18 protein-coding genes are annotated in these 25,882 nt (G+C 56.9%); 6 read left to right on the top strand and 12 right to left on the bottom strand.

The genetic code is table 11. The features are described 5' to 3' along the window. Nucleotide 1: 1 nt before the first annotated feature. Complete coding sequence (locus ACL2XN_RS18380; RefSeq protein WP_413730993.1) at nt 2–949, bottom strand: acyltransferase; 948 nt, start codon at nt 947–949, stop codon at nt 2–4. 283 nt (nt 950–1,232) lie between these two features. Between ACL2XN_RS18380 and ACL2XN_RS18375 the strand changes: the two genes are divergently transcribed. Further along, on the top strand, nt 1,233–2,477 hold the full coding sequence (locus ACL2XN_RS18375) for an MFS transporter (protein ID WP_410012980.1): 1,245 nt from the start codon (nt 1,233–1,235) through the stop codon (nt 2,475–2,477). A gap of 49 nt (nt 2,478–2,526) precedes the next feature. Here the strand turns inward: ACL2XN_RS18375 and ACL2XN_RS18370 are convergent, their stop codons facing one another. The 3 genes from ACL2XN_RS18370 to ACL2XN_RS18360 form a co-directional block, all read right to left on the bottom strand. After that, nucleotides 2,527–4,065, bottom strand: a complete 1,539-nt coding sequence (locus ACL2XN_RS18370; RefSeq protein ID WP_413729212.1) for an aldehyde dehydrogenase family protein — start codon at nt 4,063–4,065, stop codon at nt 2,527–2,529. 140 nt (nt 4,066–4,205) lie between these two features. Beyond that, nucleotides 4,206–4,841, bottom strand: coding sequence for a glutathione S-transferase (locus ACL2XN_RS18365; RefSeq protein WP_413721693.1), 636 nt, complete (start codon nt 4,839–4,841; stop codon nt 4,206–4,208). 77 nt (nt 4,842–4,918) lie between these two features. Further along, nucleotides 4,919–5,521, bottom strand: coding sequence for a hypothetical protein (locus ACL2XN_RS18360; RefSeq protein WP_410012977.1), 603 nt, complete (start codon nt 5,519–5,521; stop codon nt 4,919–4,921). Between the two features lie 237 nt (nt 5,522–5,758). On the opposite strand from ACL2XN_RS18360, the gene fdhD reads away from it, so the two are divergent. Together fdhD and sodA are read left to right on the top strand one after the other, a co-directional pair. Next, nucleotides 5,759–6,544, top strand: coding sequence for a formate dehydrogenase accessory sulfurtransferase FdhD (fdhD, locus tag ACL2XN_RS18355; RefSeq protein ID WP_413728842.1), 786 nt, complete (start codon nt 5,759–5,761; stop codon nt 6,542–6,544). 125 nt (nt 6,545–6,669) lie between these two features. After that, complete coding sequence (gene sodA / locus ACL2XN_RS18350; protein ID WP_413721695.1) at nt 6,670–7,290, top strand: superoxide dismutase [Mn]; 621 nt, start codon at nt 6,670–6,672, stop codon at nt 7,288–7,290. Between the two features lie 115 nt (nt 7,291–7,405). Here the strand turns inward: sodA and ACL2XN_RS18345 are convergent, their stop codons facing one another. From ACL2XN_RS18345 to glyQ, 8 genes are all read right to left on the bottom strand, one after another. Beyond that, nucleotides 7,406–7,954, bottom strand: coding sequence for an MltR family transcriptional regulator (locus tag ACL2XN_RS18345; protein ID WP_410012975.1), 549 nt, complete (start codon nt 7,952–7,954; stop codon nt 7,406–7,408). Between the two features lie 58 nt (nt 7,955–8,012). Next, nucleotides 8,013–9,161 carry a mannitol-1-phosphate 5-dehydrogenase gene (locus ACL2XN_RS18340; protein WP_413721696.1) on the bottom strand — a complete coding sequence of 383 codons (1,149 nt, stop codon included), beginning with the start codon at nt 9,159–9,161 and terminating at the stop codon, nt 8,013–8,015. An 86-nt stretch (nt 9,162–9,247) separates the two neighbouring features. Then, entirely contained in the window at nt 9,248–11,170 is a 1,923-nt protein-coding gene (locus ACL2XN_RS18335) for a PTS mannitol transporter subunit IICBA (protein WP_410012973.1), read from the bottom strand. A gap of 524 nt (nt 11,171–11,694) precedes the next feature. Next, on the bottom strand, nt 11,695–12,411 hold the full coding sequence (locus tag ACL2XN_RS18330; RefSeq protein WP_410016685.1) for a DUF3053 domain-containing protein: 717 nt from the start codon (nt 12,409–12,411) through the stop codon (nt 11,695–11,697). A 567-nt stretch (nt 12,412–12,978) separates the two neighbouring features. Continuing rightward, nucleotides 12,979–17,538: an RHS repeat-associated core domain-containing protein gene (locus ACL2XN_RS18325; protein ID WP_413729211.1), complete on the bottom strand. Its 4,560-nt coding sequence runs from the start codon at nt 17,536–17,538 to the stop codon at nt 12,979–12,981. A gap of 370 nt (nt 17,539–17,908) precedes the next feature. After that, nucleotides 17,909–19,237 (bottom strand): hypothetical protein, encoded by a 1,329-nt coding sequence (locus ACL2XN_RS18320; protein WP_413729210.1) that lies wholly within the window; start codon nt 19,235–19,237, stop codon nt 17,909–17,911. A gap of 583 nt (nt 19,238–19,820) precedes the next feature. Further along, nucleotides 19,821–21,890 (bottom strand): glycine--tRNA ligase subunit beta, encoded by a 2,070-nt coding sequence (gene glyS, locus ACL2XN_RS18315; RefSeq protein ID WP_413721700.1) that lies wholly within the window; start codon nt 21,888–21,890, stop codon nt 19,821–19,823. A 10-nt stretch (nt 21,891–21,900) separates the two neighbouring features. Then, nucleotides 21,901–22,815, bottom strand: a complete 915-nt coding sequence (gene glyQ, locus ACL2XN_RS18310) for a glycine--tRNA ligase subunit alpha (protein WP_410012968.1) — start codon at nt 22,813–22,815, stop codon at nt 21,901–21,903. Between the two features lie 93 nt (nt 22,816–22,908). Here glyQ and ACL2XN_RS18305 point away from each other — a divergent pair, with 93 nt between their 5' ends. From ACL2XN_RS18305 to ACL2XN_RS18295, 3 genes are all read left to right on the top strand, one after another. Then, a complete protein-coding gene (locus ACL2XN_RS18305; RefSeq protein WP_410012967.1) occupies nt 22,909–23,340 on the top strand; it encodes an N-acetyltransferase in 432 nt (143 codons plus the stop codon). Nucleotides 23,341–23,579: 239 nt separating this feature from the next. Then, on the top strand, nt 23,580–24,614 hold the full coding sequence (locus tag ACL2XN_RS18300; RefSeq protein WP_410012966.1) for a LacI family DNA-binding transcriptional regulator: 1,035 nt from the start codon (nt 23,580–23,582) through the stop codon (nt 24,612–24,614). 236 nt (nt 24,615–24,850) lie between these two features. Further along, nucleotides 24,851–25,594: a sugar phosphate isomerase/epimerase family protein gene (locus tag ACL2XN_RS18295; RefSeq protein WP_413727487.1), complete on the top strand. Its 744-nt coding sequence runs from the start codon at nt 24,851–24,853 to the stop codon at nt 25,592–25,594. Nucleotides 25,595–25,882 lie beyond the last annotated feature (288 nt).

Genomic DNA, 25,882 nt, shown 5'->3' with positions numbered 1-25,882 from the left:
TTCAGCTGACCCAGCGGCGCACATCAACGCGCCGTAGCCCCGCCGCCAGCAGCAGGCTCACCAACAGCGTGGCGATAAACACATACATGATATCCAGCGGCGGCGCCGCTTTAAAATCCAGGCCATGGGTGCGGATAAAATGAATGATAAACGCATGAAAGCCATAAATAGCCAGCGAATAGCGCGAGATCAGGCGTAGCGGCGGCCACCATTGCCGCCGGCAGGCCTGTTTAAAAAATACAAACAGGCTGACGGCGCCGATACATACCAGGGGGCCGCAATAAAGGTAATAGGTATCGGCGAAGTCGCCATTAACGATCAGCTGCTTTTTCGTGCCCACCGCCACCAGCACGACACTGATAATAAACAGCGCCGCGGCGATCACGGGGATTTTTTTACCGCGCAGATCAAGCATACCCACGGCCCGGCCCAGCACCGCATACAAGATGTAATAAAACGTATCGCCGCTGATAAACAGGTTTACCGGCAGCAAGGTTATATGGCCGCGATTGAACGTTACGGTGTTGGGATTGGCCATCACCGCCAGCAGCACTATTATCGTCGCCAGAAAACCGGCGGACACCGGTTTGATTTCGATCAGCGGCGACAGCAGATAAATGACCATCACCGCGTAGAAAAACCAAAGATGGTAGAAAACCGGCTTCTGCAAAGCCCCTTCCAGCGCCCGCGCCGCGTTGATGGGGGTAAAAAGCGCCATATACAGCAGCCCGATCAGGCTGTAAAACAGCAGGCATAGCCCCATGCGCAGGAAATGTCTGGCGCCGGCGCGCCTGGCGCCGAAAAAAAGAAAGCCCGATATCATAAAAAATAGCGGAACGGCAACCCGCGACGCGGAGTTAAGCACATTGGCCAGCAGCCAGTTGTGCTCACCGATGTCCAGGCCATGGGTAACATAAAACGAGGTGGTGTGGATCATTATCACCATCATGCAGGCCAGCGCACGCAGATTATCTATCCAGTCAATTCTTTTATCTTCGTCCACTCACTTCATCCCTATCCGCATTTTGTATGCATACGCTTAATCTTCAATATCTTAAAAATAGGCTATATATCTACAAATGAGGAAGCAAAGTAAAAAATGAATTATCCGGATGAAGGATAATTTCGGCCGGGGTTGCGTGGGATTTAAAATAAATGCAAAATAGCCGGCCAATGTTAAAAACATTGACGGATTATTTTGTTTTTAACTCTATATTTCAGCTGGTTATAATATGCAAAGCTCATTATCTCCCTCCGTTCGTTTAGGCCGGAGGGCGTTGCTATTTCCGTTATGCCTGGTGCTGTTCGAATTTGCCGTCTATATCGGCAACGACATGATCCAGCCGGGCATGATGGCGGTGGTCGCATCCTTTAATGCGGGCCGGGAATGGGTTCCGACCTCCATGACCGCCTACCTGGGCGGCGGCATGGTGCTGCAATGGCTGCTGGGGCCATTGTCGGATCGCCGTGGCCGGCGCCCGGTAATGCTGGCCGGGGTGATGTTTTTTATTGCCGCCTGCCTCGGCATTCTGCTGGCGCAAACCATTGAGCAATTTATGGCGCTGCGTTTTTTACAAGGGTTCGGACTGTGTTTTATCGGCGCGGTGGGCTATGCCACCATCCAGGAGTCGTTCGATGAAGCCACCTGCATCAAAATTACCGCGCTGATGGCCAACGTCGCGCTGATTGCCCCGTTATTAGGCCCGCTGGCCGGCTCCATTATTATCCAGCTGGCTTCCTGGCAGGTCATGTTCGTGCTGTTTGCCGGCCTCTCGGCCATCGCGCTGGCGGGCTTGTGGCGCGCCATGCCCGAAACCGCCTCGCGCCTGGGGGAGTCGTTTTCTCCGGGCGGCCTGTGGCGCGACTATAAGGTGGTGCTGACCAACCGCCAGTTCCTGTACGGCGCCATGGCCATCGGACTGGCCTGCCTGCCGTTGCTGTCCTGGCTGGCCCAGTCGCCGGTGATCCTGATGGGCGACGGGGGGATGACGCCGATGGAATACGGCTTGCTGCAGATGCCGGTGTTCGGCGCGCTGATCCTGGGCAACATCACCCTGGCGCGATTAAGCGGCCGGCGTACCGTGGATCGGCTGATCAAGCTCGGCGCCGCGCCGATCATCGGCGGGCTGGTGCTGGCCACCGCGGCCACCCTGTTCTCGCCCCACGCCTATCTGTGGATGACCGCCGGCATGAGCCTGTACGCCTACGGCATCGGCGTCGCCAACGCCGGCCTGTACCGGCTGACGCTGTTTTCCTGCGCCATGAGCAAGGGCACCGTGTCCGCCGCGCTGGGCATGCTGAACATTATGGTTTATACCCTGGGCATCGAACTGGCAAAAACGCTGTACGCCCAGGGCGGCAGCGGCCTGTTCAACCTGTTTAACCTGATAAGCGTGCTGGGCTGGTATACGCTGGTGCGGCTGTTTATCCGCCGCCGCGCATCCACGCTGACGTCCATTCCCACGCCCGCGCTATAAGCGTCAGCAAGAGAAAGGCCGGCAAAGGCCGGCCTTTGTCACCCTGGGGTTAAAACAGCCCCATCGGCTGATCGGAGTAGCTGACCAGCAGGCATTTGGTCTGCTGGTAATGCTCGAGCATCATCTTATGGGTTTCGCGCCCGATACCGGACTGCTTATAACCGCCGAAGGCGGCATGGGCGGGATAGGCATGGTAGCAATTGGTCCATACCCGGCCGGCCTGGATGCCGCGGCCCATTTTATAGGCCACGTTGCCGTCGCGGCTCCAGACCCCGGCGCCCAAGCCGTAATCCGTATCGTTGGCCAGCGCCAGCGCCTCATCCATATCCTTAAAGGTGGTTACCGCCAGCACCGGACCGAAGATTTCCTCCTGGAAGACGCGCATACTGTTTTTGCCGAACAAAATGGTCGGCTCCAGGTAGTAGCCCTCGGACAGTTGCCCCTCCATCTGTTTGCGCCGCCCGCCGGTGAGGATCTCGGCGCCTTCTTTTTTGCCGATATCAATATAGTTGAGAATGGTGTCCATTTGCCCCGAGGATACCTGCGCCCCCAGCTGGGTCCGGGCATCAAGGGGATTGCCGCTGCGGATGGCCTCGACGCGTTTTACCGCCCGCTCCATAAACCGCTCATAAATCGATTCCTGCACCAGCGCCCGGCTTGGGCAGGTGCAGACTTCGCCCTGGTTAAAGGCAAACAGGGCAAACCCTTCCAGCGCCTTATCAAAAAATGCATCTTCCTGATTCATGACGTCGGCAAAAAAGATATTCGGCGATTTGCCGCCCAGTTCCAGCGTGACGGGAATGATGTTTTGCGCCGCATAGCTCATGATGCGCTGGCCTACTTCCGTGGAGCCGGTAAAGGCCACTTTGGCCACGCGTTTTGAGGTGGCGAGGTATTCGCCGATTTCGGCGCCCGCCCCGTTGACCACGTTAATCACCCCCGCCGGCAGCAAATCCTGAATCAGTTCCATCATCACCAGGATGGAGAGCGGGGTCAGCTTGGCCGGCTTAAGGACGATACAGTTGCCGGCGGCCAGCGCCGGGGCCATTTTCCAGCAGGCCATCAGCAGCGGGAAATTCCACGGAATAATTTGCGCCACCACGCCCAGCGGTTCATGAAAATGGTAGGCGACCGTATCGCCGTCGATTTCGCTGATGCCCCCTTCCTGGGCGCGCGCGCAGGAGGCGAAATAACGAAAATGGTCGATAGCCAGGGGCACGTCGGCGGCGCTGGTCTCACGAATCGGCTTGCCGTTGTCCCAGGTTTCCACCGCCGCCAGCAGTTCGACGTTTTGCTCCAGGCGATCGGCGATGCGCAGCATGATATTGGCGCGGGTCTGTACCGACATCGCGCCCCACTCCGCTTTCGCCTTATGGGCGGCATCCAGCGCAAGGTCGACGTCGTCAGAGCTGGAACTGGCGATTTCGCACAGCGGCAGGCCGGTTACCGGCGTCAGGTTGACAAAATAATCACCTTTTACCGGCGCGACCCAAGCACCGCCGATAAAGTTGTCGTAACGGGGTTTAAGTTTGAGCGGATAACCATATTCGCCGGGTATTAACCGGCTTGAGGGGGGATTGTAAGCCATGTTTTCTCCTAGACACTGTGACTTTACCAAGAGTGGGCTGGGCTGATAAACGCTATCCTTTAACGTTAGCTGCAGCGGACACCACGAGACAGGTAAGGAGGGAATGAATTTTAACTATTCGAGAGGGTTCACAGTTTGTGTCATAACATTTCAGTGCCATACAGTGCCGCTGCTACTGGCGGCGCAGTACGGGCAAAACTGGTGCGCGCAAACAGCCGTTCCGCCAGCGCCACCAGCATCGGCCGATTCACGCACCAGTTGGGCATCACGCGGCGATAATTGATAAACCCCAGCGTGCAGGCCACGGCAATATCGGCAAGCGTCAGGGTGGGGCCGTTAAGCCGCCTGCCCTCGTGGGCATGTTCCTCCAGCGCGTCCAGGCCGCGGCAGATTTTTGCGCGCTGGTTCAACAGCACGTTTTCATCGGGGCCGCCGCCGCGCCCGCATTCGCGGACGATGGCCATGGCCGCATCCGTCACGCCGTCGGCCAGCGCTTCAATTTGCCTCACCCGCAGCGCTTCCAGGCGATCGGCCGGCAGCAGCGGCGGTTCGGGATGGGCCAACTCCAGATATTCCGCGATGATGGGCGAATCAAAGATACCCTCGCCCCGCTCGTTAAGCAGTACCGGCACCTTGCCCAACGGGTTCACCGCCGTGACGCAGGCATCACGACCGTTAGGAGAGGCGCTGACCAATTCAAAGGCAATATCCTTTTCCAGCAGGATAACTGAGATTTTCCGCACGTAAGGACTGGTATAGCTGCCTAACAGTTTCATTGGTTCGCCTCCGGTGGCCGTGGTCGCACAAATCAGTATGGCTCATGACACAGAAGTTTAAGTTAGAGAAGCCGTATTTAATGGAATGACAACGTGCCCAAGATGTTGCCTACCAGGTCGTCATGAACGGCTGCGCCGGAGGTCGGCGTCAATACCTGGATGGTGATGACGCGATCCAGGTAAGGCGTTATCAGCAAGGTGCCCAGCATGGCTTTGCCCTGCATTTCCTGTTGGGAGTCGATGCGCAGGAATTTATGCTTATCCACCATTACCGGGACCTGGCCGGTTTTCCTGACATTCTTGAACTGGGTTTTCAGGCCCGACAGCGCGCCCTGCGCCATTTTATTAAATGCCGCGTCGCTGGTGTCGTTGGCATCGCCGTTGACCGTGCGCACCTCGCTGATGCCCACCGCCTGCGAATGCGCCCGGTTGGCGAACAGCTGGACCACCACGCCGGTATTTTGCGCGTTGGCGTCCTCCCGCGTCTGGTTAACAAAATCCGGCGGCAGTTGTAAGGTTATCTTGCCGTCGAGCAACGCGACCCGGACACTGTTTTTCAGTTCCGGCGCCGGCGCGGCGGCGGAAGAGGACGCCGCCGGCGCCGATGCCGCCGTAACGCCCAGCACCGATACGCCCGCCAGGGCGATCGCGGTCATAATCCTGATAATACGCCTTGCCATGTCAAACATCCTTCTCGCAATCAACGGAGTGGCCGCCAACGGCAGCCTGCTGTGAAAACATCGTTAAGCAAAAGCATAGCCCCTTTTTAAGCGCAGCGGCGCGCCACATGCGCATTTTGTTACCGCGCCGCCGGTGGAGTAGACTAGGGACATCAGGCCCACCAGCACAACGGCGAGTAAACCATCGTGACCGACCCTCTTCCCATACAGGATACCGACCCCACCACCCTTGCCGGGATAAGCCGGCTCGGCGTTCGCAAACGGGGGCAGCTCGACCGGGAGCTACCCGACTGGCTGGCCGAGGAAGTGCCGGTGGCGCTGGTCTACAACGGCATTTCCCATGTGGTCATGATGGCCTCGCCAAAAGAGCTGGAGCAATTTGCCCTGGGCTTCTCGCTGTCCGAAGGCATTATCAGCGCGCCGGGCGAGATTTACGGTATGGACGTGGTGACGGCCTGCAACGGCCTGGAGGTGCATATCGAACTGTCCAGCCGCCGTTTTATGGCGCTGAAAGAGCATCGGCGCGCCATGGCCGGACGCACCGGCTGCGGTGTCTGCGGCGTCGAGCAGCTTGAGGAGATAGGCAAACCCATCGCTCCCCTGCCCTTTACCCAAACCTGGCCGCTGGCGCGGCTGGACCATGCGCTGGCGCAGTTGAAAAGCGTGCAGCCCATCGGCAGGCTGACCGGTTGTACCCACGCGGCGGCCTGGATCACCCCCGAAGGCGAACTGACGCTGGGCTGCGAGGACGTCGGCCGCCACGTGGCGCTGGACAAGCTGCTCGGCTGCCGGGCGCGCCAGGGCGCCGCGCCCGGCGCGGTGCTGGTCTCCAGCCGGGCTAGTTATGAAATGGTGCAGAAATCCGCCATGTGCGGCGTGGAAATCCTGTTCGCCGTCTCGGCCGCCACCGCCCTGGCGGTAGACGTGGCCGAACGCTGCGGGCTGACGCTGGTGGGATTCAGCAAGCCGGGGCGGGCCGCGGTTTATACGCATCCCTGCCGAATCGTTGACAGCAAAAGCTAAACATGTTCTTTAAAAGGGACTGATAAACGTTTTAATAAACGTTTAATTAACTATAATGATCGGATTGCTTACGCGGCACTAACATTCATTCAGGGTGCCGCTCACCTAAAATGGAGAAGATAAATATGAGCTATACTCTGCCATCCTTGCCTTATGCTTATGACGCCCTGGAACCGCATTTCGACAAACAAACGATGGAAATCCATCACACCAAGCATCATCAAACCTATGTCAACAATGCCAACGCCGCGCTCGAAAGCCTGCCTGAACTCGCCAGCCTGCCGGTTGACGAACTGATCCAAAAACTCGATCAGGTGCCGGCGGACAAAAAAACCGTACTGCGCAACAACGCCGGCGGTCACGCCAACCACAGCCTATTCTGGAAAGGCCTGAAGCTGGGCACCACCCTTTCGGGCGATCTGAAAACCGCCATTGAGCGCGATCTGGGTTCCGTCGACGCGTTCAAGGAAGCGTTTGAAAAAGCCGCCGCCACCCGTTTTGGTTCCGGCTGGGCCTGGCTGGTATTGAAAGACGGTAAACTGGCCGTGGTCTCCACCGCCAACCAGGACAACCCGCTGATGGGCGAAGCCATCGCCGGCACCTCCGGCTACCCGATCCTGGGCCTGGACGTGTGGGAACATGCCTACTACCTGAAATATCAAAACCGTCGCCCGGACTATATCAAGGCCTTCTGGAACGTGGTGAACTGGGACGAAGCGGCCAAACGTTTCGGCGAAGCCAAATAACCGGCGTCCGTTAAATGTAAAAACCATCCCGCGGGATGGTTCGGTTGATCGCAAACGTCCCGGCCTTACGGCCGGGACGTTTGCATTTCAGGTACCGTTGCTCCCTGAAGCAGGCTTATTTCAGTAACAACTTGTCAGTGAAGGCTTTTTTCGCGCTGATGCGGACTAAATACTCGGTGGTCGACAGCACCATGGTGGAACGGACAATCTGCTGGTAGCGCTGCTGCTGCATACGCACCAGCGCGTCATCCGCCGGTACGCGGGAAAATTCCGGCAACGGCGGGAACGCCGCGACGCAGTGCAGTTCGCTGAACGGGCCGAGGATTTCATCGTCGGTAAACCGGTATTCCTTGGGATCGTCCTGCAAGGCCTCGTGCAAGGCCATCAGCAGCTCGGCGTCCTCATACTCCTGTCGGCTGATAACGCCCAGGGCGTATACCAGCTTCAGGCGCACCGGTAGTTCGCCCAGCGGACCGGCGCCAATCAGTAGCGGCTCCACGGCATATTTTACCGCGTAATCATCCTTGCGAAAGATTTGCAGCACCAGAATATTGACCGCCTCGGCCAATAATTCCACCGCCGCGCCCATCAAATCCCTGACCGTTGTGCCGGCGTTCAGTTGTTCGAGGACCTGGTTTTCGTACAGTTGAGTATTTTCCGTCATCACCGAACACCATGTAACCCCCGGAGGCGGGATATTGCCCGCCGCCGGATCTTCATCATCATTGCATGGCGTTATAAAGATCCACCACCTGCGCTACCACCTCGCCGTCTTCCTCAAGACCGGAGACCTGCGCCAGCGCCGCTCCGGGGCCTGATTTTTCCAGCAATGCCGCCCATTCCTGCGCCTGGGGATCCTGCTCGCTATGATAATGCATGGCGGCGGCGATGCCCTTAAGCAGGTTGTCGTGGCGCAGGCCGTATTCCATGGTGCCGCGCAGCGGCTTGATCAACCGGTCGCCGGCGCTGAGCTTACGCAGCGGCTGGCGGCCGACGCGCTCTACGTCGTCATGTAAATAGGGATTCTCAAAGCGCTGCAGGATCTTATTGATATAGGCGGCGTGTTTCGCGGCTTCAAAACCGTAACGGTTAATCAGCACCGCGCCGCTTTCTTCCATGGCGCCTTTCACCACCTGGCGGATGTCGGGGTCGAGGATCGCGTCGCGGATGGTCTTATGCCCGGCATGCTGGCCCAGATAGGCGGTGATGGCATGGCCGGTGTTAAGCGTAAACAGCTTACGTTCGACAAACGCCATCAGATTATCAGTCAGCTCCATGCCGGCGATAGCCGGCGGCTCGCCGATAAACTGGGTTTTATCCACAATCCACTCGCTAAAGGTTTCCACCGTCACCGCCAGCGGATCCTGGGTTCCGGCTTCGGCCGGGGGTACGATGCGATCCACCGCGGAATCGACGAAACCGACGTGCTGCGCCACCCAGGCGTGATACTGCTCGGGCAGTGCCTTTAAGACATGCTGTTTCAACTGGCTGGTGCCGCGCACCATATTTTCACAGGCGATAATATTCAGCGGCCGGGTATTGCCCGCGTCATGGCGCGCGATCAACCCTTTGGCGACGGTACCGGCGATGCGTTCCAGGATCTGCGGCCCTACGGCGGTGGTTACCAAATCAACGTCGGCTATCAATGCCACCACTTCCGCGCCGGTGCTGTTAACGGCGCTGACGCCCCGGACCCTTTCCACATGGGACTGCTCGCCCACGACATGGACCTCGTATTCATGCCTGGCGTTCAAGGCGTCAAGCACCGTTTGGTTAACGTCGGCAAACACCACGTCCACCCCGGCATCGGCCAATAATTTACCGATAAAGCCGCGTCCGATATTACCTGCTCCGAAATGTAATGCTTTCATAGATTTAACCTTGGATTCTCTTAGTTAAAAAGGGGCCAACGCAGGCCCCCTCTCAAATACAACCGTTTCCATCGCCCGCGCTGTGGTTAGGCCGTTTTGCCGCCTTTGAGCAGCTCAAGCACTTCATCTACGTCGGTGGTGTTGATCAGGCGTTGGATAACCGCATCGTCGTCCAGCGCGTTAGTCAGGCTGGTAATGACCTGGATGTGCTCGTTATTGCGCGCGGCGATACCAATCACCAGACGGGCAATATCGTCTTCCTCATCACCGAAACGCACGCCCGCCGGATACTGGCAGAATACCACGCCGGTGCGCAGCACCTTATCCTTGGCCTCGATGGTGCCATGGGGAACCGCAATGGACTCGCCCAGGTAGGTGGAAGTCAGCTTTTCACGATCCAGCATCGCTTCCACATACTCCGGCAGCACGTAACCGCCGTTGACCAGTTGTTCACCGGCAAAACGGATCGCCTGTTCCTTATTGTCGGCCTGCCGTCCGAGGAAGATATTGGCCGCGGTCAGGCGGAACAGGTTCTGCTCGCTGTCTTCGAAGCTGTCGTCCAGGGTGGTGATGACTTTATTCTGATTGGTTTCGGTCTTTTGCACCGCGACCAGACGCGCCACCAGATCGGTATACAGCCCGCTGTCCAGGAAGTTGGTCAGCGAGATATGCTGCGCCTGCGGGGCGTGGCGCATGGCCCGCTCGGTCAGGTCGCGGTGGGTGATCACCAGGTCAACATCCTCAGGCAGGCTGTTGATGGCCGTATTGGTGACGCTGATATTGGTCAGCCCGGCTTCCTTGACTTTTTTACGCAGTACCCCGGCGCCCATGGCGCTGGAGCCCATGCCGGCATCGCAGGCCACGATGATTTTACGTACCGAAGCCAGGTCGCCGGTGGCGCCGGCGGTAACCGGCGCGGCCATGCCTTTGGACTGCGCTTTCATGTCTTTTATACGGCGGGTGGCGTCTTCCAGATCGTCCCCTTCCTTGGCCTTCATGCTTTTCAGCAGGATCGAGGCGATAACGAAGGACACGGCAAACGCCGCAATGACCGCGGTGATATTGGCAAAATAGGCGCCTTTAGGCGTCATGGCCAGCACCGCCAGGATGGAACCCGGCGAAGCGGGGGAAACCAGGCCGCCGTGCAGCACGCTCAGGGTAAACACGCCGGTCATGCCGCCGAGGATTACCGCTATCAGCAGACGCGGGTTCATCAGCACGTAAGGGAAATAGATTTCGTGGATACCACCCAGGAAATGGATGATGGCCGCGCCGCCGGCGGACTGTTTGGCGTTGCCGCGACCGAAAATCATGTAGGCAATCAGCACGCCCATGCCCGGACCCGGGTTGGCTTCAATCAGGAAGAAGATCGATTTGCCGGTGGCGGTAGCCTGCTGGATGCCCAACGGCGAGAAGATGCCGTGGTTGATGGCGTTATTCAGGAACAGGATTTTTGCCGGTTCGACAAAGATCGAGGCCAGCGGCAATAAATCGTGGCGTACCATCAGGTTCACGCCCGCCGCCAGGATATGGGACAGGATTTCAACCAGCGGCCCGATGGCCAGGAAGGCGATAATCGCCAGGATCATGCCGATGATGCCGGCGGAGAAGTTGTTGACCAACATCTCGAAGCCGCTTTTGATCTTGCCGTCCACCATACGGTCAAAACGTTTAATCGCCCAGCCGCCCAACGGACCGGCCAGCATGGCGCCGAGGAACATCGGCATATCCGCCCCGGCAATCACGCCCATGGTGGTAATGGCGCCCACCACGCCGCCGCGTTCGCCGCCGGCCAGCCGTCCGCCGGTATAACCGATCAGCAACGGCAGCAGGTAGGTGATCATCGGGCCGACTAATTTAGCCAGCGTCGCGTTGGGTGTCCACCCGGTGGGGATGAACAGCGCGGTGATAATCCCCCAGGCAATAAAGGCGCCGATATTCGGCATCACCATATTGCTCAGGAAACGGCCAAAATTTTGTACTCTGACCTTGATATCCGAAGAAGACATAAAAAACACCCCTATTGATACGCGCCGGACAATAAGGGCGCGTGAAAATTGTTGCGACAGTGTTGCATTCTCTGTCGGTAGTTCTATAAGCAGCGGGACTCTACCACGCTGCGTGCCGAATGCGTACTCAGCGGCGTAACTGTGACGAATATCACCATGTCACCCCCTGTTTATCCCCTATATCGGTGATATTCATCACAAATTCCGTATGAAAAAAAACCACAATTATAACTTCAGGGAGTTAACGGCGGGTAAATTGTGATAGAGATCACTCTTGCTTGCTGGGTATTTGTTTGATAAATGTGATTTGTATCACAAATTATTTATCATCCCAGCCGGGCATCGGCGAAGAGAGGGCGATAGCGGCTGATTTAGACGCTAAAAGGCGGAATTGCGTAGCTAAAGCTGTAAGAAAATTACCGCTGTAATACCTGCGTTTTCTCGCACGCACGACAGCCATCATGACGCGGATATGTTACAAAAAGGTGACCCGGCGGGCCACCTTGGTGTAACGCGGCGCGTCATTAGCGCAGGGCCGTCCCTGCGGCGGTCTGCGCCTGCATCAGCTGCTGGTGCTGGCTTTGCAGGCCGGCCATCAGCTCATTATATTGCGTCGCCTGCAGCCGGGTGGGAAAGGCCACCGACGTGGGGCTGTAGGTCACCTGGCTGCCCTGCATATTCAGGAAATTGCCCACCTGGATCAGGGTTTCCGCAAGCTGCGCCGCGCTGGTCACCACCGGCGTCACCTGCTGTGCCGGCTGAATCACCAGCTTGGTATAGGCCTGTTCGTATACCGCCTTCAGGTCGTCGGGCTGCTTTAGCGCGGCGCGGGAGTCATCCGCCTGTTTTTTCAGGCGTTCTATCTGCGGCCCCAGCAGATTCAGTGCCCCTGCGGACTGCTGCAAATCCACCCGGTGGGTAAGATAATCCTGCGGCACGCGGATCTGGCTGACCTGATCCAGCACCGGCAGCAGGCTGGCATTGACCGCCTGGGTATATTGCTGGGTAAAGGTCAGCAGGATCTGGTAGTCGGCCACATAGGTGCCGAACTGTTTTTTCTGATCGTCGGTCAGCGTCGGCAGGCGCTCGCCGCCCGGCAGCACGGTGGTTTGTAAAAACGCCATAAACGCCTTGCGCTGCTCCGGCTCCTTGTCGCCGCAGGCGGTAATCTGCAGCGCCAGCATCAATAGCACTGGAATCATCAGCGCATAGCGCAACTGCGCCAGTCTGTCCCTTAACATCATGACCAACTACTCCTGTAAAATAGCTCACCCCTTTCCCTGGTTACCCAATTAACGCGTCCTGTTTGCAGAGTAAGGATAGTCCACTTTGCGAGGAATAAATATGCTCAAAGCCCTACCGATGGTCTCATTTTTTTACAAAACCCGCGGCGCATCGAACCCATCCACGGCATCAAGGGTAAGGGAGGCACATCCGCTATTGCCATAGCGGTCCGTCAACCGCAACGGCAAGGCCGGAGGAATAAAGCCGTTGCCGGTCAGACTGAAGCCCCAAACGTTATCACCAGCCGGCGAGGGGCCGGCAGACGCATCGTAAACATCGGTCTCGATAATAAAATCAATAAGATTACTTTATTGCATCAGGTCACTTACCTCTATCATGTGATCATTTTAACGAAATGAAATGGCACGACAGCAGCTCTTTTATGATACTTAAATCATTAACGCGGATTTTCTTAGGTTTTATCAAGATGAAAACATGCTAATAAAACACCACATTTATAGTCATGCCGCGCACACAATTATTACTGTATATAAACGATGACTTGATTCAGATATTCCGTCGCTTTATTTAAGACTGAATTTCTTGGTCAAGTGAAAGCGCATGGGATCTTTGATTACGAAGGTATTCGGGGCGTCCCACTCCCATACGCGGCAAAAAATACCGTCAATAGTTTTATAACGCAATCCTTTGTCCTCCAAGTTTTTTAACAAGGTACGTATTGTAACCATTTCAAAATCTTGCGAGGCATGAGAACGCACGGTGATAATATCCACTTTATACTCACTTGCAAGGCGGGACGCAAAAAGATCGTCATCCTTAGGGAATCGCTCTAACCGGTAATTGTGCTGAAAATCACGGCGAGTGACCTCTGCGGGCGTAAAGCTATTGTCGGCTGCTTGCCGCAATCCCAACCTTAGCCTTCTTCCCTCTTTTATACCATACCTCACTTGAGTCCCTTGCGGCGGCGTGAAAAAACCCGCCTCTTGGTGATATTTTCCATGGGACGAAATAATAAGGCGTTCTGAATTTTCAGACCCTTTAAATAAATACAGATCGTCGCCCAACTCTATCCTGTTGCCAAGCGCGATATCTTCAAGACCTCCTCCCCTGGCGGTGTTAGCGCGTCTGGCCGCCAATTTGCCGACGCCCGCCCCCGCCCCCGCGCCTAATCCCAGAGCCAGCGATGCCCATCCCAGCGCCGCCGAGGCCTGCGGATTCTTTTCCTCCAGCGCGATGGAGGCAATGCCTGTCGCCGCCGCCGCCGCTTCAAGGGTAATCAAGACGCCCGCGACCAATGATAGTGAGGCGCCGCCGGTGGGAATGCTCAAGGCAAAGCCTACGACAGCCAAAACGATACCCAGAATGCCCTGCCAGCTGATATGGCCGCTCGGATCGGCGTTATTGACCGGGTCGCCGGCGCAATAGACATAGGCATTGATACCGCCCGCGCCGAACGGACTTAACGAATCCGGCGTATTAAAACGCATCAGCACCGGGTTATAAGCGCGATAGCCGTTGCCCAGGTGATAAGCGCCGCTCACCGGATCGGGACGCTCGCCGGTAAAACCGGGCAACGACGGGCGGAAGGCAGGACTAAAGCCCCAGGGGGTATAACGGACCAGCTCCGAGGTCTGATTTTCGGCCCGTGACCACAGCAGGCTGTTCTGATCATTGGTGGCCGTCAGTCGCAAGTGGGTACCGTCATGCACCGCTGCAGTGGCGCCGCCCAGTTTGGCTAGCCGCACCGGCCGCAACGCGCCGGGTTGCTGCTCGTTGACCCTCTCATCACTGCGGTAATAAAGCGCATGCGCGCCGCGCCCGGTTACCGATTGTCCGACCAATCGATTGAGGGCGTCATAGCCATAACCGCCGCCCGGAGCGGGGCCGCCCGTCACCGAAATCAAACGGCCCAGCGGGTCATAAGCAAGCCGGCGTCCGGCCTCGTCCAGCGTCATCTGGCCGTTGGCGTCATACGTCAGCGCTATCACGGCGGGATAATCCGGATGGCTGTGCTGCACCCGGCTGAGCTGAGTGGGATCGCTGGGGTTATTAAATTGAAACAGCGCATTGTCCACGCCGCCGGGAAACGTGGTGCCGCATTGGGTAATGTTGTCGATGGCGTCATAGACAAAGGTCTGTAACGAGATAGACTTGCCGTAGGGGTCTACCGGCGGCGCGGCGCCGGCGCAGGTATAGCGTTCCAGCCGGTTGCGGCTGTCGTAAAACCAGGCTTCCTGGCGCAGTATTACATTATTGTGCCGTGTTTCGCTGCTGCGCCGCTGGTCGTTGGCATACCAGGTCTGGCTTATGGTCAGCGTTTCGTTATTGGCCGCTGTGACCGAGCGGGCAATCTCGCGGTCAAACTGATCGTAGCCCAGCCTGATGGTGCAGCCATGCAGACCGCGTGGGTCGGCGGTGTGCCGCGTTTCCAGTCTGCCCAGCGCATCGTAGGTCAGTGTTATAACCATATCCGCATCGCTGACCCGAACCAGTTGCCCCACCGCATTATACTGATATTGGGTCTGCGTGCCGGTGACATCGGTATACTGCGTCTGGCTGCCCATCAGGCTCCAGGCGTGGTTTACCCCACGCAACGGCTGGCCCGGCACGGTAAAGGTTTCTCCCTGCAACTGGCCGGAGCGGGTAAACGCGCGCGTGGTAACCACGCCATTATCGCCCGTGGCTCGCGTCATTCTGCCGCTCAGGGGATCCCAGGTAAAATCCTGGCGCAGGGTGCCGCTGGTCACGCTCCTGACGGCATTATCCAATTGGGGAATATATTCATAGCGCAGCACTTCGCCCATCGGCGTGGTCACAGTGGACGGCAGCGGGCTGGCGCCAGTCCAGCCAAAACGGGTCAGGCGACCGCCGCTGGTACTTTGCATGATGCGCCCACTGCTGTCATATGCCTGGGAGCCCAACTGAAAAATACGCGCAGCGGAATTAGTAACACGGATGGCGGTAGCCCATAGCTGGTCGCTAAACGGCACGTACATTTTACTCACCACGCTACCGTCGGGCAGACGTTGGCCCACTACCCGATCGAAGGCATCATACTGGTAATCGGTGGTGCGGCCCATTTCATCGGTTTCCTGACGCAAACGACCCAGGCCATCATAACGGCGGGTGACCTGCCCCAGCGTCACGCCCGACCGATCGCGCCGGACAATGGTCAGCGGCAGCCCGCGGACGTCCAGAGTGGTCAGGGTCCAGCCGGCATATAGCGTCTGATTATTGGCGAAGCCCTCGCGGGTCTCAGCCTGGGTCAGTGCAATCGGGTCGCTTTGGGTTATCAACGTGGTTCCGTCGTTGAACGCGGTACGCAATAGGTTCCCCCAAATGTCATACGTGATCGCCGCCGTACGCGCCATACGGGCGACCTGGCCGCTACGGGGATAGTCAAACACGCTTTCGGCGACCCGCTCGCCAAAAGCATTATAGGCGGCGGTTTGCGCCTCAAACCACTGACCGTTTGTATCCGGATCGCTAACTTCCTGGCGCGTCACCCGCCCCAGGCCATCAAACCAGCTGCGCGTGGCATTGCCGAGCGGATCGGTGGTGGTGGTGTAAATAGCGGTGCCGCCGGTTACAGGCTGGGTTGCATAGGCAAGCATGGTCACCTGCTGGAACGCGCTGCCGGCATTGCGGGTGGAGCGGGTAGGGCGACCGAGATTATCATAGACATTTACCGTGCGGTTGCCCTGCTCATCGGTCTCGGCCAGCACCCGCCCACTTAATATCGATACTTCCCGGCTGGTAGTGAGCGTTAGCTTATCGTGACCGGTGACCCGCTCGCTGGTGGTCAGCACATTTGCGTTTAACGTATAAAGTTGTTCGAGGAAATTCGGATAACTCAGACTACTGTTGTTGAGGTCATAAAACCAGCGCACCGTGCGCGCAGGTCGCCCATGCATCGTCGGGCTGGCGCGCTGGTTAAGGTAGAACTGCTGGGTATGCAGTATCCGGGTTGCGCCGCTGGCGTCAAAGCGGTCTTCCATCAGCACGCTATAAGGGGCGGGGGCGCCGGCCATGGCGGGCAGGGAAATATAGTTGTAGTTCTCGTCGCGCGCGGGGGTGGAGAACGCCGAGGGGGCCGGGATTGTATTTTTCCGCCGTATAAAGCGTGTAAATCCCCATGGGTCGGGCGGGCAGCCGGGTTCCCCGGCGGGCGAATAATAAAACAGCTCGGTAACCATACCGTCCGGGGTTTGCGTGCGGGTGGGATTGCCTGAGGCATCGAATTCCGTCAGGGTAATTTCGCTACGCGGCGTACCGGAGAGATAGCGCCATATAACAGTCCGGCTGCGCGGCAGCTGAAACTGCGGGGGCTGATTGTCAAAAACCGTGCCCGGCAAGGCATAATACTCGGTAATGGTACGAGTGCTGGCACCCAGGCTTTGCGTTTCCTCTTCGATTTGCAGATGGAAGTTATTGTATGTGCAGATCGTCGCCCGCGAGACGCCGCCGCTGGTCACTGTTCTGCGCGACCAATAGGTATAGGCGTTGAGAACGCCGAAAAGGTTATCGCGGTCCGGCGACCAACTGCCGGCGGTGCCGTAGCCGAGGTAATTCGAGTTGGAGTAGGTATAAGTAGTGTCAATCCCCTCCTGACCGGCGCCGGGAGATTTTAAATGCCTTGATACCGCCGGCAGGGCCGGCAGGCCCGCACTGGTCGGAAACAACATCCGGGCGTTTTGATACCAGACCTGCTCCCTGAGCCCGGTGGGATAGTGAATACCGGTAATCGGATACCAAGACCCGACCGTTGTATAGTCAAACGTCCAGGTCAAGGGCGGCGTCACCGCGTTATTCGTCAACTGGTACAGATTATTATTACGGTAAATCATCGTCAGGACATAACTTTCGCTGCTCCCCGGCCAAAGGGTAAACGTGGAGGCGTTAGTGCCGGAGTAGACCGCCGACAGCAACAGTTTGCCGGTGCTATCGGTAATTCTTTCCAGGCGCGTCAGAGAGCCGAGGATGTTCCAATCAAACTTAAGCCACTGACCGGTGGGTGCATGAATATATTCCGGGACTTTCATCGACCGCGCGTCCTGTGGGCCGGTCAGCACTTCCACGGTGCCGTTTTTCCAGATAATAAAATAATTGGTACTGGTCCGCATAAAGCGAAAGCTGTCCAGCTTATGCTGAACAATGATCGGTTGATCTCCGGTTTCAATAATATTATATCGCTCGCCGGTATTAAGCACTAATAGCCGATTCGCGAAGTCATAATAGGAATAACCCAGTGAGATACCTATTCCGTAACCATCATTTCCAGTGCTAAGCGGTGAATATGTCAACCTGGCGTCAAATGCCGGGCCAACACCGCCGTTACCCACCAAATTGGCAATGGGAAGCGCGATTACAAACAGGCCCGTGCGGGGATCGACTCCGCCCTGCAGACCCTCGATAGAATTTGAGGCCTGGGAAGAAAATAAATTGCTCATAGATCAATCCTTGCGAGTTTATTTACTTTTTTCGTTTATACAATCATCGTAACTGAGGCACATCGAAGTAATCATTGGTATTAAAATACAGTGTGAGATTGCCTTTATTACCGTATTTATCAGTGAGACTAATAACACGCGTGCTCGCTTGGCCGCTACTCCAATAATGAGCCACAATGTCAGTCTCACCCCATATAGAAAACTGATACATGACCAACGTTGCCGGATTCGTAATATTATTATCTACGTCACCGGCATTTAAAGAGGTAAATAATTTAAACGCGAAACCAGAAGCATACCCCAAGAAATGGCCTTGAACTTCTGGATTAAATGGCTTTACATACCAAAAATTCACTTGATAATAAGAGCGGCCCCAGCCACGCTCCATCACAGAAAAAGGCCGACTATAAAGGTAACTAGAGCCTTGAGCAATTCCTGTAAATCCTGCCCCCCCCCAAGGGTCATTACCTAAATTCAAATCGGCGTCCGAAATAATATCCATAGGTTCTGCTAATAAAAAAGTTCCTCCTATTTTTGGATAAAGATTGATAGTTACACAATCGAGCGTTCCATTATAATGATAATAGGTAACTAGTCTATGGGACTCCCAATAAATATTATCCCGTAAAGTTTCTCTCGATCGTTGACTGAGAGTAACGTTTCTCGCGTCAGAATAATCAATGGGGTCCAAGGCATTAATTGTAACAGAACTGAAAAATCCGGGGGTACCGTATAAACCTGTACTTATCACCTTTGGCGAAGCGGCCGGATGGGTCAAGGTTAGTTGCACCGCGATTTCAATGGTTCTGGAAGGACTAGCTGCCCCACGTCCTACGAAATAACTAAACGTTCTGCCACTTGTCTCGATAAGTCCATCCACAGGCACCATTTGAGATTCGGTTTCCCTGAACCTTTCGGACATGTTCATCTCATTGATATCACCTTGGTAATATCCCGTTGATGAATAGCTGTTTTCCAACATAGGATCTTTTTCAAATGTAGTCTGATGGGCATCTGCATTTGTCTCAGTATTGTCAGGCAGTATGTACGTAGACGGTGTATCCTGGACTGGCGCAAATGATGGTGCCGGAGGGAGAATATCGAACCCAAGGGAACCATAAACAACAAACCAAGTACTGTTGTTAGGATTCTGGCTTAGATGCGCTGTCCTAATAACCTCTATTAGATTTACATTACGTCGAAACTCGTCCAATGAATAATCCGTGAATTCCTGGCCGAATTCATCCAATGCTTTTATATAAATGATAACTTCTACGGTGTTGAAACCATTTCCATAGATATATGCAACACGGTTAGTTGTAGTAAATGAAACCTGCAAGGATTCAATAGATTTGATATCAGACCAAGCCATTTTTTACCTCCTATCATTATAAAATCACAATCGATACTCAAGAAGCTAAAATTATTTTTGTAAAATTCAAATTCCAATTACTGAATTTCATTAACTGAAACGAGAGAAGATTTTTTCATTAACATTATTTTTATATTTTTTCCTATATAAAACAATATGTATTTATTTTCATTAAAATTCCTTAATTATTGTTAAAGGAAAAGTAATTCAAAAGGATGTCAATAAATGGAATTCATAAACGATACAAAATTCTTTTTTTTCAATCATTTAAAGAATAAATAAGAGAGAGGTGCATACATTAAAAAACTTTATTCTAAGATAAAAACAAATCACATTGCTGTTATAAATTTTTCGCTCACTCGCTATATAACAATAGTACCAGCAGTAAATTGCCATCGGGCATTAATATTTTAATTTATGTCGAGTAAAAGTTAAAAAATGTCATATCAATAAGTTTCATCAATATTATCGATAACGAGGCGTCAGAGAAAAACCATTTGCTGGATTAAGCTCTTTGCTAAAAAAAACCGGCCAGTATTCACTGACCGGTTCTGTTACCCGCTACGCGGTTACGTCCGAAATGCTATTGCAGCAGCGAAATATCCGCCACCCGCAAAAACAGCTGTTGCAGCTGGCTGAGCAGCGTCAGGCGGTTAACCCGCACCTCGGCGTTATCGTCCATCACCATCACTTTATCGAAAAAGGCGTCCACCGGCTCGCGCAGGGTGGCCAGTTCCGCCAGCGCTTCCTGGTAGCGGCCCGCGGCAAACAGCGGCTCCAGCTTATCGCGCAGCACCGTAAGGTGCGTCGCCAGCTGGATCTCCGCCGCGTCTTTCAGCACCGCGGCGCGCACGTCGCCGTTCAGGGTGTCGGTGGCCTTGGCCAGGATATTGGACACGCGCTTGTTGGCGGCCGCCAACGCGGCGGCGGCGTCCAGGGTGCGGAAATAGGTGACCGCGCGCATGCGGGCGTCGAAATCCGCCGGTCGGGTAGGCCGGCGCGCCAGCACCGCCTGGATGGTGTCGACGCTGTGGCCCGCTTCCTGGTACCAGGCGCGGAAGCGGCCGAGCATAAAGTCGACCACATCGTCCACCACCCTGGCATTGGTGAGTTTTTCACCGTACAGGCGCGCGGCTTCGGCGGCCAGGGCCGATAAATCCAGCGGCAGGTTGTTCTCGACGATAATGCGCAGCACGCCCAGGGCGGCGCGCCTGAGGGCAAACGGATCTTTATCCCCTTTCGGATGCTGGCCGATGCCGAAAATACCGGCCAGGGTATCCATTTTCTCGGCGATGGCCACCGCCGAGGATACCGGCGTGGACGGCAGGGCATCGCCGGAGAAACGCGGCTGGTACTGTTCTTTTAGCGCCAGCGCCACGTCTTCCGGCTCGCCGTCGTGGCGGGCGTAGTGCATGCCCATCACGCCCTGGGTGTCGGTAAACTCAAACACCATATTGGTCACCAGGTCGCACTTGGACAGCAGCCCGGCGCGGGCGGCATGCTGCACGTCGGCGCCAATCCGGCCGGCAATCCAGCCGGCAAGCGACTCGATACGATCGCTTTTATCGCGCACGGTGCCCAGCTGCTGCTGGAATAATACGGTATCCAGCCGGGGCAGCCGGTCTTCCAGGCGTGTTTTCAAATCGGTGTTATAGAAAAATTCGGCGTCGGCCAAACGTGGGCGCACGACTTTTTCATTGCCGGATATCACCTGGCTTGGGTCTTTGGAGGCGATATTGGAAACAAAGATAAAGTGCGGCAGCAGTTTGCCCTGGGCGTCGTATACCGGGAAGTATTTTTGATCGCCCTTCATGGTGTAGACCAGGGCCTCGGGCGGTACGGCGAGGAATTTTTCCTCAAACCGCGCGGTGAGCACCACCGGCCATTCCACCAGCGAGGTCACTTCTTCCAGCAAACTGTCGGTCAAATCGGCAGTACCGCCGATTTCCCTGGCCGCCGCCTCGGCGTCGCGCTTGATCTGGGCCTTGCGCAGCTCGTAATCGGCCATCACCTTGCCGCGTTCCAGCAGCAGGGCCGGGTATTGGTCCGCGTTGTCCAGCGTCAGTTCGGACTCGCCCATAAAACGGTGGCCGCGCACGGTGCGGGCGGAATCTATGCCCAATACCCGCCCCGGGATCAGCTTGTCGCCCAGCAGCAGGACGACGGTATGCACCGGACGGATAAACTGCGTGTCGCTGTCGCCCCAGCGCATCATGCGCGGGATCGGCAGTTTAGCCAGCGCGGTGGTGACCATGCCCGGCAGCAGTTCCTGCGCGCGCTTGCCTTTAACCGACGCCCGGTAGAGCAGCCATTCGCCCTTGTCGGTCACCTGGCGTTCCGCCTGCTCGACGGTGATGCCGCAGCCGCGCGCCCAGCCCTCGGCCGCCTTGGTGGGTTTGCCCTCGGCGTCAAACGCCTGGGCAACGGCGGGACCGCGTTTTTCAATGTTGCTGTCGGCCTGGGCGGCGCCAAGGTTTAGCACCTTAAGCGCCAGGCGGCGGGGCGAGGCGAACCATTGCACCTCGCCGTGGGGCAGGTTGGCGCCGTCGAGTTCGGCGGTAAACAGGGTGGCGAACGACTGCGCCAGTTGGCGAAGCGCTTTTGGCGGCAGCTCTTCCGTGCCGATTTCCACCAGGAAAGTGTGTTGCGTCATGGCCGGCCTCTTATTTCTCGTTCTTTTTGCACATCGGAAAACCCAGGGCTTCCCGGGAAGCGTAGTAGGCTTCGGCGACCGCTTTGGTCAGGGTGCGGATCCGCAGAATATAACGCTGACGTTCGGTAACCGAGATGGCCTTGCGGGCATCCAATAAATTAAAGCTGTGCGCCGCCTTGAGAATACGTTCATACGCCGGCAGCGGCAGGGGTTTTTCCAGCGCCAGCAGCGTCTGCGCTTCTTTTTCGTACTGATCGAAACAAACAAACAGGAAGTCGACGTCGGCGTACTCGAAGTTATAGGTGGATTGCTCCACTTCGTTTTGATGGAATACATCGCCGTAGGTGGTCTTGCCCAGCGGGCCGTCGCTCCAGGTCAGGTCATAGACGCTGTCCACGCCCTGCAGGTACATGGCCAGGCGTTCCAGGCCATAGGTGATTTCGCCGGTCACCGGGCGGCATTCCAGCCCGCCCACCTGCTGGAAGTAGGTAAACTGCGTCACTTCCATGCCGTTGAGCCACACTTCCCAGCCGAGGCCCCAGGCGCCAAGCGTCGGGTTTTCCCAGTTGTCCTCGACAAAACGGATATCGTTAATGGTCGGATCCAGCCCGACTTCTTTCAGCGAGCCGAGGTATAATTCCTGGATATTGTCCGGGGAAGGCTTGATGATGACCTGAAACTGATAGTAGTGCTGCAGGCGGTTGGGATTTTCGCCGTACCGGCCGTCGGTGGGACGACGCGACGGCTGCACATAGGCGGCGGCAATCGGCTCCGGTCCCAGCGCCCGCAGGCAGGTCATGGGATGGGAGGTGCCCGCGCCGACTTCCATATCCAGCGGTTGGACAATGGTGCAGCCTTGGCGCGCCCAGTAGTCCTGTAAGGTCAGGATCAGGCCCTGAAAGGTCTTGGGATCAAACTTTTGCATGTTGAATTCGCACGCGATAAAAGTGGATATATTAAGAATGCGCCAGTATACCCTCTGGCGGTAAGATATACAGCCCAATTAAGGAGTAAGGCGATGATCCGCCCGTTTGTGCCGGGCGATATGCCCGCGCTGCTGGCGCTGTGGCTGGACAGCACCACCCGCGCCCATCCCTTTATCCGCGCCGGCTACTGGCTTGAGAGCCTGCCGTTGGTGCGCGACGACTACCTGCCGCAAGCCCGGAGCTGGGTGGCTGAGCGCGACGGCGTCATCACCGGCTTTATCAGCGTGATGATGGAGCAGTTTGTCGGCGCGGTTTTTGTCGCGCCCCGCTACCATCGCCAGGGCATCGGCCAGGCGCTGATGACGCGGGTAAAACAGCGCTACCCGGTGTTGACCCTTGAGGTCTACCAGTTAAACCGCGCCGCCTGTCATTTTTACTACCGCCAGGATTTCCGCGAAATCGGCAAGGCGTTTAACGCCGAAACCGGCCATATGCTGCTGACCCTGCAATGGCGCGCCGGTTAAAAGCGTTTGTTACCGCTTCAGGATTGGCTATGCTAACGCTGGTCAGCAGGTTATTTACCCGGGGCGAAAAAACGTTGCCCATGCATGCGCTGGCGCGGCAAACAAATCAATGCCGCCGGGACGCAGGCACATAATCCGCACATGCACGTTGTTCAATGGTTTGATAATACGCGCCGCCGGGGCGCGGATACATTTATCAGCCGCTCAGGTGCATGAATTTCTATCAGGAGAGGTACGCCGTGAGCCAGCAAAAAGGGACCCGCGCATCGGGACGCGCCACCATCAGCGATGTGGCCAGAGCCGCAAACAGCGGCAAGACCAGCGTGTCGCGCTATTTGAACGGCGAGCTGCACCTGCTTTCCGACGACCTTAAGGCGCGCATCGAAGCGGCCATCGTGCAGCTCAATTACCGCCCCAGCCAGATGGCCCGCAGCCTGAAGGGGGGACAGACCAGGCTGATAGGCCTGATTATCGCCGATATTACCAATCCCTATTCCGTTGACGTGATGCGCGGCATCGAGGCCGCCTGCCGCCGGCACGGCTTCACCCTGCTGGTATGCAACACCAACAACGAAGTGAACCAGGAACGCCACTATCTTCAGTTGCTTAACGGCTATCAGGTGGAAGGGATCGTGGTCAACGCGGTGGGCATGCATGAGGATGCGCTTGCCATGCTGCAGCAGTCCTTGCTGCCGATGGTGCTGATTGACCGCAAAATTCCCGGTTTCGCCTGCGACATGGTGGGCCTGGACAACCGCGAGGCGGCGACCCGCGCCACCGGGCACCTGATCGCGCAGGGATTTGAAGCCATTATGTTCCTCAGCGAGCCCCTGGGCACGGTGAATACCCGCATCGAACGGCTGCAGGCCTTTCGCGCCTGCCTGGCGGCCCATCCGGATCTGGCGGCGGAAGAGGCGGAGTGCGCGCTGAACGATACCGACACCCTGGCCGCCGTTATCCAGGACTTTAACCGCCGCCACCGCGGCATGCGCAAGGCCATTCTGTCGGCCAACGGCGCGCTGACGCTGCACATCGCACGCGTACTGCGGCGCCAGGGCCTGAACTGGGGCAGCGATATAGGCCTGCTGGGATTTGACGAACTGGAGTGGGCGGAGCTGGCGGGCGTGGGCATTACCACCTTTAAGCAGCCGACCTACCAAATCGGCTACGCCGCGCTGGAACAATTGTTAAAGCGCATCCAGGGGGCCGACGAACCGGTCAGCGAACAAGCGTTCAGCGGCGAGCTGATCGTGCGGGGGTCCACTACCCGTTAGCGAAGCGGATAAGACCGTAAGGCACCCTTAGGAAACGGAAAAGTCAGATAATAGTTTCCTCCCTGCGGCGACCACGCGCCGTTAATCGCCGCGCACCTCCCCGCCCCGCCCCGGATGCCAGTTGGCTAAATTAGTGACAGCGATCATAAATCTGACATAACGGACTTCTCAATGGAACCGGTACCATCTACCGTAAAACCATCACCGCGGAAAATGTCTCCGCACGGGAGTCCAAGATGAAACATGATGTGTTTGTGGTTACCGCCGCGTACGGCAATGACAATGTCCTCGCCATGGGCGGGCAGCAAAAACTGCTGCCGACCATCGCCGGGGCGGGCGCCGCCGGGGTGGAAATGCGCCGCGAGCTGCTGACGGAAACCGACCTGGCCCGCCTGCCGGAACTGGCCCGGGAGATAGCCGGCCTGGGGCTGCGCTGCTTCTATTCCGCGCCGGAGGCCTTATTTACCCGGGACGGCGCGCCCAACCCGTTGTTGCCGCAGCTGTTCGACGAAGCCGAACGCCTTGGCGCCGAGCGGCTAAAATTATCCTTAGGCCATTATTCCGCCACCGGGGATATCGCCGGCCTGGACGCGTTGCTGACATCCCGGCGCGTGCGGTTAATGGTGGAGAACGACCAGACCGAATGCGGCGCGCTGGCCCCCATCAGCGCGTTTTTGCACCGGGCGCGGGATGCGCGGCTGCCGGTCGGCATGACGTTTGATATGGGCAACTGGCGCTGGGTTGGGGAAGATCCGCAGGCGGCGGCCGCGGAGCTGGCCTCTTTTGTCAGCTATATCCATATCAAGGTCGCGCTCCCGTCGGATAACGGCTGGCGCGCCACGGCGCCGCAACACGACGGGCAGGACTGGCGGCGGTTGCTGGCAAGCCTGCCGGACGATGTGCCGCGCGCCATCGAGTTCCCGCTGGAAGGAGACGATCTGGCGGCGGTGACCCGCCGATTCATCGCGCTATTGCAATAAGCGCGCCGCCTGGCCGGCTTATTACCGGGCCTCTTCCCGGCGGTAGCCGGGTCCGGCCGCCGGCGTCACGACGGCCCCGCCCCCGCGGTGTGCGCCCGGGCACCGGGGTAATTTATTCGACATAGGGATGGAACCGATACCAAAGAACATGATGATGCCAGCGCGCGCGGCGGCGGATGGCCGGGCAGGCTATTGACGCACCGCGTCGAAACAATAACAACGACATCGGAACACCCGCCCCGGCCCTACCCTGCGGCGGTTGAGACAGCAGCGATATCAATGAAGGAA

The sequence above is a fragment of the Sodalis sp. RH22 genome (assembly GCF_047324165.1).
Lineage (GTDB): Bacteria > Pseudomonadota > Gammaproteobacteria > Enterobacterales > Enterobacteriaceae > Acerihabitans.
Note: the sequence above shows the minus strand (reverse complement) of the source record. Positions and strands in the feature narration are given on the sequence as shown.